Origin of the sequence: Tardiphaga sp. (assembly GCF_041424195.1) — a bacterium.
Lineage (GTDB): Bacteria > Pseudomonadota > Alphaproteobacteria > Rhizobiales > Xanthobacteraceae > Tardiphaga.
Genome location: NZ_JBGMOE010000222.1, coordinates 21,614 through 28,250, shown reverse-complemented (window position 1 = coordinate 28,250; position 6,637 = coordinate 21,614). Strand labels below are relative to the sequence as shown.

The following is a 6,637-nucleotide window of genomic DNA, read 5'->3' as shown; positions in this document are numbered from 1 at the left end:
TATGAATCAGCGATTGAACCTCTTGGGAATCCTGAATGTCGATCGGCCCTAGTGCTTGAAGTGGCGGACGCCGGTGAACACCATGGCGATGCCGGCATCATCCGCCGCCTTGATCACCTCATCGTCGCGCACCGAACCGCCGGGCTGGATCACCGCAGTGGCTCCGGCCTCGATGGCAACGAGCAAGCCGTCCGCGAACGGGAAGAATGCGTCTGACGCGACCACCGACCCCTTGGTCATCGGCTGTGCGAGCTTCATCTCAGCGGCCGCATCTTGCGCCTTGCGGGCTGCGATCCGTGCGGAATCGATGCGGCTCATCTGGCCGGCGCCGATGCCGACGGTGGCAAGGTCCTTGGCATAGACGATGGTGTTCGACTTGATGTGCTTCGCGACGCGAAAGGCGAATTTGAGATCGCGCAATTCGGCATCGGTCGGCTGACGCTTGGTCACGGCCTTCAGCACCATGTCGTCGACAACAGCATTGTCGCGGCTCTGGATCAGCATGCCGCCAGCCACGGTCTTGGCAGTAAAGCCCGGCGCGCGCGGATCCGGCAGCGCGCCGGCCAGCAGCAGGCGCAAGGTCTTCTTGGCGGCGACGATGGCGATGGCTTCCTCGGTGGCATCAGGCGCCACGATGACCTCGGTGAAGATCTCGGTGATCACGCGCGCGGTGTCCGCATCGAGCGTCTTGTTCAGCGCAACGATGCCGCCGAATGCGGAGGTGGAATCGCAAGCCAGTGCCTTGCGATAGGCCTCTACCAGGCTGCTGCCTTCGGCGACGCCGCAGGGGTTGGCGTGCTTGACGATAACGCAGGCCGCGGTGCGCTTCGGGTCGAACTCGGCGATGCATTCATAGGCCGCATCAGTATCGTTGATATTGTTGTAGGATAGTTGCTTGCCCTGTACCTGCCGCGCCGAAGACACGCCGGGACGCAGTTCGGGCGTGCGATAGAACGCAGCAGTCTGGTGTGGGTTCTCGCCGTAACGCAGCGCTTCGACGAGCTTGCCGCCGATAGCACGGAAATCCGGCGCGGTGATCTTCAACTGATCCGCGAACCAGTTCGAGATCGCAGCGTCATAGGCCGCGGTGCGCGCATAGGCCTTGGCGGCGAGGCGGCGGCGCAGCGTCAGCGTGGTTGCGCCCTTGTTGGTGGCGAGTTCGTCGAGCACCGACTGATAGTCGGAGGGCTCGACGACGACAGTGACGTCATCGTGGTTCTTGGAGGCCGCGCGGATCATTGCCGGACCGCCGATATCGATATTCTCGATGCAGTCCTCATAGGAGGCGTTCTTCGCGACGGTTTCCTCGAACGGGTAGAGGTTCACGACGAGCAGATCGATCTGCGAAATTCCGTGATCCTTCATCGCCTTGGCGTGTTCGGCATTGTCGCGGATCGCAAGCAGCCCGCCATGAACCTTCGGATGCAGCGTCTTGACCCGGCCATCCATCATTTCCGGGAAGCCGGTGAGATCGGACACGTCGGAGACCTTCAGGCCCGCCGCAGCGATCGCCTTGGCGGTACCGCCGGTGGAGACGAGGTCGATGCCGTGGGCGGACAGCGCCCGCGCAAATTCGATCAGCCCGGACTTATCGGAAACGGACAATAGAGCGCGGGTAACCTTGCGCGGATGGTCGGTCATGATGCGTATCCCTTGGGAGAAGGACGCCGCGTAGCATGGTTTCGCGATGCAAGAAACCGCAAGGGCTTGCATGCCAGCAATTTCGTCGTGAAGGCCTGATTTACAACGGCAATTCCGGCTCGCGGCGGGCATTGCGGCGGGCCGTGGTCTGCGACGGCGAGGAGGCCGAGCGGGCAAAACTCCAGCGGATGCTGGAGGTCTGCTGGGCGTTCTGGTGGATCACGATCTGGGCGGTCCGGCGCGGTCCGTCATTACCGGCCAGAAATACGCTGTCCTCCAGCTCGACCTTGTCGTCCAGCGCCTCGAAGGTCCAGACGTCGCGGTTCGGCAATACCAGCATGACGCCGCGGGCGTCGCTGAGCCGGCTGGCCTTCACTGAAGGGTGCAGGTGGAAGCGCAAGGCGTAGTCGGTATTGCTGCCCTTGAGCCGCGCACCGGGTGCGGCCGCCACGATGTCCTCGCCCTCGAGTTTTGAGCCGTCCTCGGAGATCATCAGCACGCGCCGATGGGTCACCCCGAAACGCGAATGGTAGCCGTCATGCGAGGTGGTCAGGATGGTGCCGTTGGAGGTGATCTCGCGATAGCTCTCCACCACATGCGGGCCGTTGACGATCGGCGCGCCTTGCAGAAATTTCTTCATCGCGCTGCGTTCGACGAACTGTGACGATGAGGTGTTGTGATAGGTCATCGTCGAATGCGCTGGCGTTCCGCGCGCAAAAGCGCGCCAGTTATCGCGTCCGGTCGACGGCATGCCGCAATTGATGACGATGCGGCTTGGACCTGAGGAAAGCTCGAAAGACAGCGTGCCCGCATGCGCGTCATGACTGACATTCGGCGGTGGCGGCGGGCCGGTATCGATGATCACGGTCATCTGGCCGGCTTCGAGGCGCTGGAAGCCGGTATGCGGCATATGCGCCATCGGCACGCCGTGGGTGTCGTCATAGGCCAGCAGCGTCGCCAGCAGATGCGATGGTGCATTGCTCATGCCGTTGAACAGCGCGAAAGAGCCGTCGCCGTGGCGGAAGAATCGCAGCATGGGCATCATGCGGTCGATGGCATTCAGCAATGCCGGGGGCGGCGCGATATTGCGGGCGGCGAAAGTCTGTCGCAGTGGCAGCAGATCAATCAGCAATTCGATCAGCGCGCCGGGATTGCGCGAGATATGTCCGCCATCGGGGAGGATCTGGCGCTGCAATTCGTCGGAAAGTTTGCGGGTCGCAGTGCGGATGTGGCGCGCCTGATTGGCGAGGCAGAGCGATGCGTAGCACAGGGCAATGAGCACCTGCAGCTTTGGCACGCCATCGGGCGCATGGGAAAGCGCGTAGCGCAGCGAGCGAATCTCGCGGCTGAGCGAGCGCAGATAGCGGCGATAGAATTTTCCGTCGGTATCGCCGAGCACCAGCGGCGCCTGCGACAGCAGGGAGATCACGCGGCGCGCGATGACGTCGGCGCGGCGGCCGACAGGGCGCTTGCGCGACGGATTCGACATCCAGTCGTCGATCAGCGAGCGGGCATTGGCGCGGGTAATGGCGGTGTCGGCAGCGCGCAGATGCCTCAGCCAGCCGAAGCCGAGCAGCGAAACTTCCCAGTCTTCCGATGGCGGCTCCAGATCGAAGATCGAGCGGCCGTGACAGGTGACGATCTTGCCGGCGAAGACGAAGCGCCCGGCATAGATCTCGGCGGCGCGGGTGGCGTCGGTGGTGCGCAGATCATGCGGAGCAATGATCAGGCGATCGGTGCGGCCGGGCCAGAGCCGGGCCAGCGCTGCCGATCCGCCAGACGCGCGCGACATCGCGCTCCGCGCGAAGCGGCCGAGGATCAGCCCCGAGATACGTCTGCGATGTGCGACCACGCGCGCCTTGAACTGGAAGAGAAAGGTTGTTGCGAATCCTTTTAGCCGGAAACGCGATCCGCACACAGTACAAGGAAGCCTCCTGTGGAAGCCTCGCGAATCGGGAGATTACCCTGTGAATATCAGGATTTAATGAGTCGCGCCGCATAGAAGCCGTCGAGCCCGCCGAGCCGGGGGTCGGCATGGGGCAGATGGCTCGGCAAAGTGCGCAGGTCGCCATCGGGGGTGACGATCTCGGCAAGGCCGGCCACTTCACTGGCGTCGGCCGGGGCGCGGCGCATGCTGGAGTCCTTGGCCAGCAGGTCGGCGATGGCCTGTTCGCCTTCTTCGGGCTCCAGCGAACAGGTGCAATAGACCAGGGTTCCGCCGGGCTTCAGGATAGAAGCGGCCTTCTGCAGCAAGCGCCGCTGCAGTGCGGTCAGCATGACGATGTCGGAGTCCTGCTTCAGCCAGGCGACGTCGGGGTGCCGCCGGATGGTGCCGGTGGAAGAGCAGGGTGCGTCCAGCAACACGCCGTCAAAACCCTCGCCGGGATATTCGGTGCCATCGACGACAACGGTTTCGGCCTCCAGCGATAGCCGCGCCAGATTTTCGCGCAGCCGTGCCACCCGGTTCGGCGAGCGGTCGATCGCAGTGACCTGCGCGCCGCCCTGGACCAATTGCGCAGTCTTGCCGCCGGGCGCGGCGCAGAGATCGACGATGCGCTTTCCCTTGAGGTCGCCGAATAGTCGTGCGGGCAGTGCCGCCGCAGCGTCCTGGACCCACCACTGACCGTCATCGAAGCCGGGCAGCATGGTCACCGAGCCCTGCAGCAAGGTTCGGACGGAACCAGTTGGAAGCACTTCGCCGTGCAGGCGCGTGGCCCAGGCATCGGCGTCGGATTTCACGGTGAGGTCGAGACACGGCTCGTGGCTCAGCGCCACGGCCATTTCCTTCGCGGCTGTCTCGCCGTAATGCGCCGTCCAGCGCGCCATCAGCCATGGCGGGATGTCGAGAGTCTGGGCGGCCACTTCGTCGATCAGCGGCTGGCCTTCACGGGCGCAGCGTCGCAACACGGCATTGACCAGGCCGGCATATTTCGCAGCGCGGCGGTCGGACTGCACCATGCGGACCGAGAGGTCGACGGCGGCGTGATCAGGCACGTCCATCCAGAGGATCTGTGCAGCGCCAATCAACAGCGCACTTTGCGCACGCGGGGCATCGGTGGGGACACCGCGGTCGAGCAGACGGGAGAGAATATGCCCGAGCGTACCGAGCCTGCGCAGGATCGTCGCAACCAGGCGGCGCATCAGCGCGCGGTCGCGATCGGAGAGGGTTTTCAAGCCGGGATGGGCTGCTGCGCCTTCGAGTTGGTCGTCGAGGGTCCGATGCTTATGCAACACGCCGTCGAGAATGTCTGCCGCAATCCGTCGCGCGGCGAGGCCGGGGACCTCGGTTGGCGGTGCGTATCTTACTTGCGGCATACGAAAACATCACGACGGAGGGCGGGCAATGGCACGGGCAGGCTCAGCCTGCGACCACTGGATGGGAGCGATTCTGTCGCATGCGAATATGCCAAATGTAAGAATCGCCCTTATATGCTCACAGTCGAACGGCAACTGTTCGACATTGTTTGTATAACGCGTGCCGCCCTTGCCGGTTCAGCAGGAAATTTGAGATGAACGACATTCCCGAGGACCCCGCAAGCTCGGCGTCCGCAACGCCTTTGCCGGAGCCTGAGCCGGCACCGAAGAAAGTTTTGACGCCAGCCGCACAGCGTGCTCTGGCCGAGGCGGAAGAGCGCCGGGCTGCAGCCGCAGCAAATACTGCGGCGAAAGCGAAAGAGTTTCAGGGACCTGAAGGCCCGGAGCCCACGCGCTTTGGCGACTGGGAACGCAAGGGCATTGCGTCTGACTTCTAACACTTCGGGTCACCTGGCCAGATTCTTCTGGCTGGTTGTTTCGACTCACATTATCGCAGGACGATGACCCCAGCATCGCGCATTCACCGTGCGTCGCCGTGGCGATCCCGCATGTCCGCGGCGATGCCGTGGGTATTCGTGCTCGGCATGGCCGCCGGCGCCATGCTGCCGTTGAAGCGCTGGCTACCATTCCTGCCCGGCGCGGAGCAGACTGAAGCTGCCCGCGATTCCGAGGCGATCGTCAGGCGCGCCGGCAATGCTGAGGCCCGCTACCCGATCGAGATGCGCTATGCCATCGATGGCGATACCTTTGGTGCGCGCGTGCATCTTGGGTCGGGTGAGGACGTGAGCGTGCGCATTCGTTTGCGCGGCATTGATGCGCCGGAGCTGAAGGGACAATGCGCGCGCGAGATCCAGATGGCAGAAACCGCGACGGCCGCGCTGAACAAGTTGCTCCGCGAGGGAAGCCTCACGATCTACAATATCGGGCCCGACAAATATCCCGGCCGCGTGGTTGCCGATGTCGCGACCAGACAAACACCCAATGTGTCGGCCGCATTGCTCAGTGCAGGTCATGCGCGCGCGTATGGTGGTGGCCATCGCGGCGGCTGGTGTAACGGACGCTGATACAAGCCAAGCAAAAAGCCGCGCATGCTGCGCGGCTTTTCAGAACAGCGAGGCTGACAACGATCAGCGCTGGGTGACGATCACCGGCGTGCCGACCGAAACGCGCGAATAGAGGTCGGTGATGTCTTCGTTATACATGCGGACGCAGCCATAAGAGACATAGCCGCCGATCGAATTGGGGCGGTTGGTGCCGTGGATGGCATATTCGCCGCCGGCGAGGGTCATCGCGGCGACGCCCATCGGGTTGGCCGGCGAGCCGCCAGCGATCACGTCCGGGATGCTCGGATTGTCGCGCTTGACGTCGGCGGGCGGAGCCCAGGCCGGCTGGCGATACTTGCCGTCGATCTTGGTGGCGCCGGCCCATTGCTTGCCGGGCTTGCCGACGCCGACAGGATAACGGACGGCCTGACCCTGTTCGAGCACGAAATAGAGCTTACGCTCGTTGGTCTTCACGACGATGGTGCCGGGTGCATAATCACCGTGGAAGCCGACCAGATTGGGCGCCGCCTGTGCGGCAGGGGACATCAGGGCGCCAACGACAACGGTAGCTGCCAACGCACGAGCAATCTTCAAGGACATCGAGCTCTCCAGTTCGGCCCGGCCGCTATGGCCGACGA

At 63.7% G+C, this 6,637-nt stretch carries 6 protein-coding genes; 2 read left to right on the top strand and 4 right to left on the bottom strand.

Annotation, left to right across the window (positions count from 1 at the left end; translation table 11 throughout):
* Nucleotides 1-48 precede the first annotated feature (48 nt).
* From purH to ACEK02_RS30370, 3 genes are all read right to left on the bottom strand, one after another.
* Nucleotides 49-1,641, bottom strand: coding sequence for a bifunctional phosphoribosylaminoimidazolecarboxamide formyltransferase/IMP cyclohydrolase (gene purH / locus ACEK02_RS30380; protein WP_371425147.1), 1,593 nt, complete (start codon nt 1,639-1,641; stop codon nt 49-51).
* 100 nt (nt 1,642-1,741) lie between these two features.
* Entirely contained in the window at nt 1,742-3,433 is a 1,692-nt protein-coding gene (locus ACEK02_RS30375) for a heparinase II/III family protein (protein WP_371425146.1), read from the bottom strand.
* A gap of 182 nt (nt 3,434-3,615) precedes the next feature.
* Complete coding sequence (locus tag ACEK02_RS30370) at nt 3,616-4,956, bottom strand: RsmB/NOP family class I SAM-dependent RNA methyltransferase (RefSeq protein WP_371425145.1); 1,341 nt, start codon at nt 4,954-4,956, stop codon at nt 3,616-3,618.
* Between the two features lie 194 nt (nt 4,957-5,150).
* Here ACEK02_RS30370 and ACEK02_RS30365 point away from each other — a divergent pair, with 194 nt between their 5' ends.
* Together ACEK02_RS30365 and ACEK02_RS30360 are read left to right on the top strand one after the other, a co-directional pair.
* The gene (locus ACEK02_RS30365; RefSeq protein ID WP_371425144.1) at nt 5,151-5,393 is read left to right on the top strand and encodes a DUF1674 domain-containing protein; all 243 of its coding nucleotides are present in this window, start codon (nt 5,151-5,153) and stop codon (nt 5,391-5,393) included.
* A gap of 111 nt (nt 5,394-5,504) precedes the next feature.
* Complete coding sequence (locus tag ACEK02_RS30360; protein ID WP_371425143.1) at nt 5,505-6,020, top strand: thermonuclease family protein; 516 nt, start codon at nt 5,505-5,507, stop codon at nt 6,018-6,020.
* A gap of 63 nt (nt 6,021-6,083) precedes the next feature.
* On the opposite strand, the gene ACEK02_RS30355 is transcribed toward ACEK02_RS30360, so the two are convergent.
* Nucleotides 6,084-6,599 carry a L,D-transpeptidase gene (locus ACEK02_RS30355; protein WP_371425142.1) on the bottom strand — a complete coding sequence of 172 codons (516 nt, stop codon included), beginning with the start codon at nt 6,597-6,599 and terminating at the stop codon, nt 6,084-6,086.
* Nucleotides 6,600-6,637 lie beyond the last annotated feature (38 nt).

Coding starts and splice junctions, on each gene's coding strand:
- ACEK02_RS30360 (WP_371425143.1), top strand. CDS start 5,505: ATGTCCGCGGCGATGCCGTGGGTATTCGTGCTCGGCATGGCCGCCGGC.
- ACEK02_RS30370 (WP_371425145.1), bottom strand. CDS start 4,956: ATGCCGCAAGTAAGATACGCACCGCCAACCGAGGTCCCCGGCCTCGCC.
- purH (WP_371425147.1), bottom strand. CDS start 1,641: ATGACCGACCATCCGCGCAAGGTTACCCGCGCTCTATTGTCCGTTTCC.
- ACEK02_RS30375 (WP_371425146.1), bottom strand. CDS start 3,433: ATGTCGCGCGCGTCTGGCGGATCGGCAGCGCTGGCCCGGCTCTGGCCC.
- ACEK02_RS30365 (WP_371425144.1), top strand. CDS start 5,151: ATGAACGACATTCCCGAGGACCCCGCAAGCTCGGCGTCCGCAACGCCT.
- ACEK02_RS30355 (WP_371425142.1), bottom strand. CDS start 6,599: ATGTCCTTGAAGATTGCTCGTGCGTTGGCAGCTACCGTTGTCGTTGGC.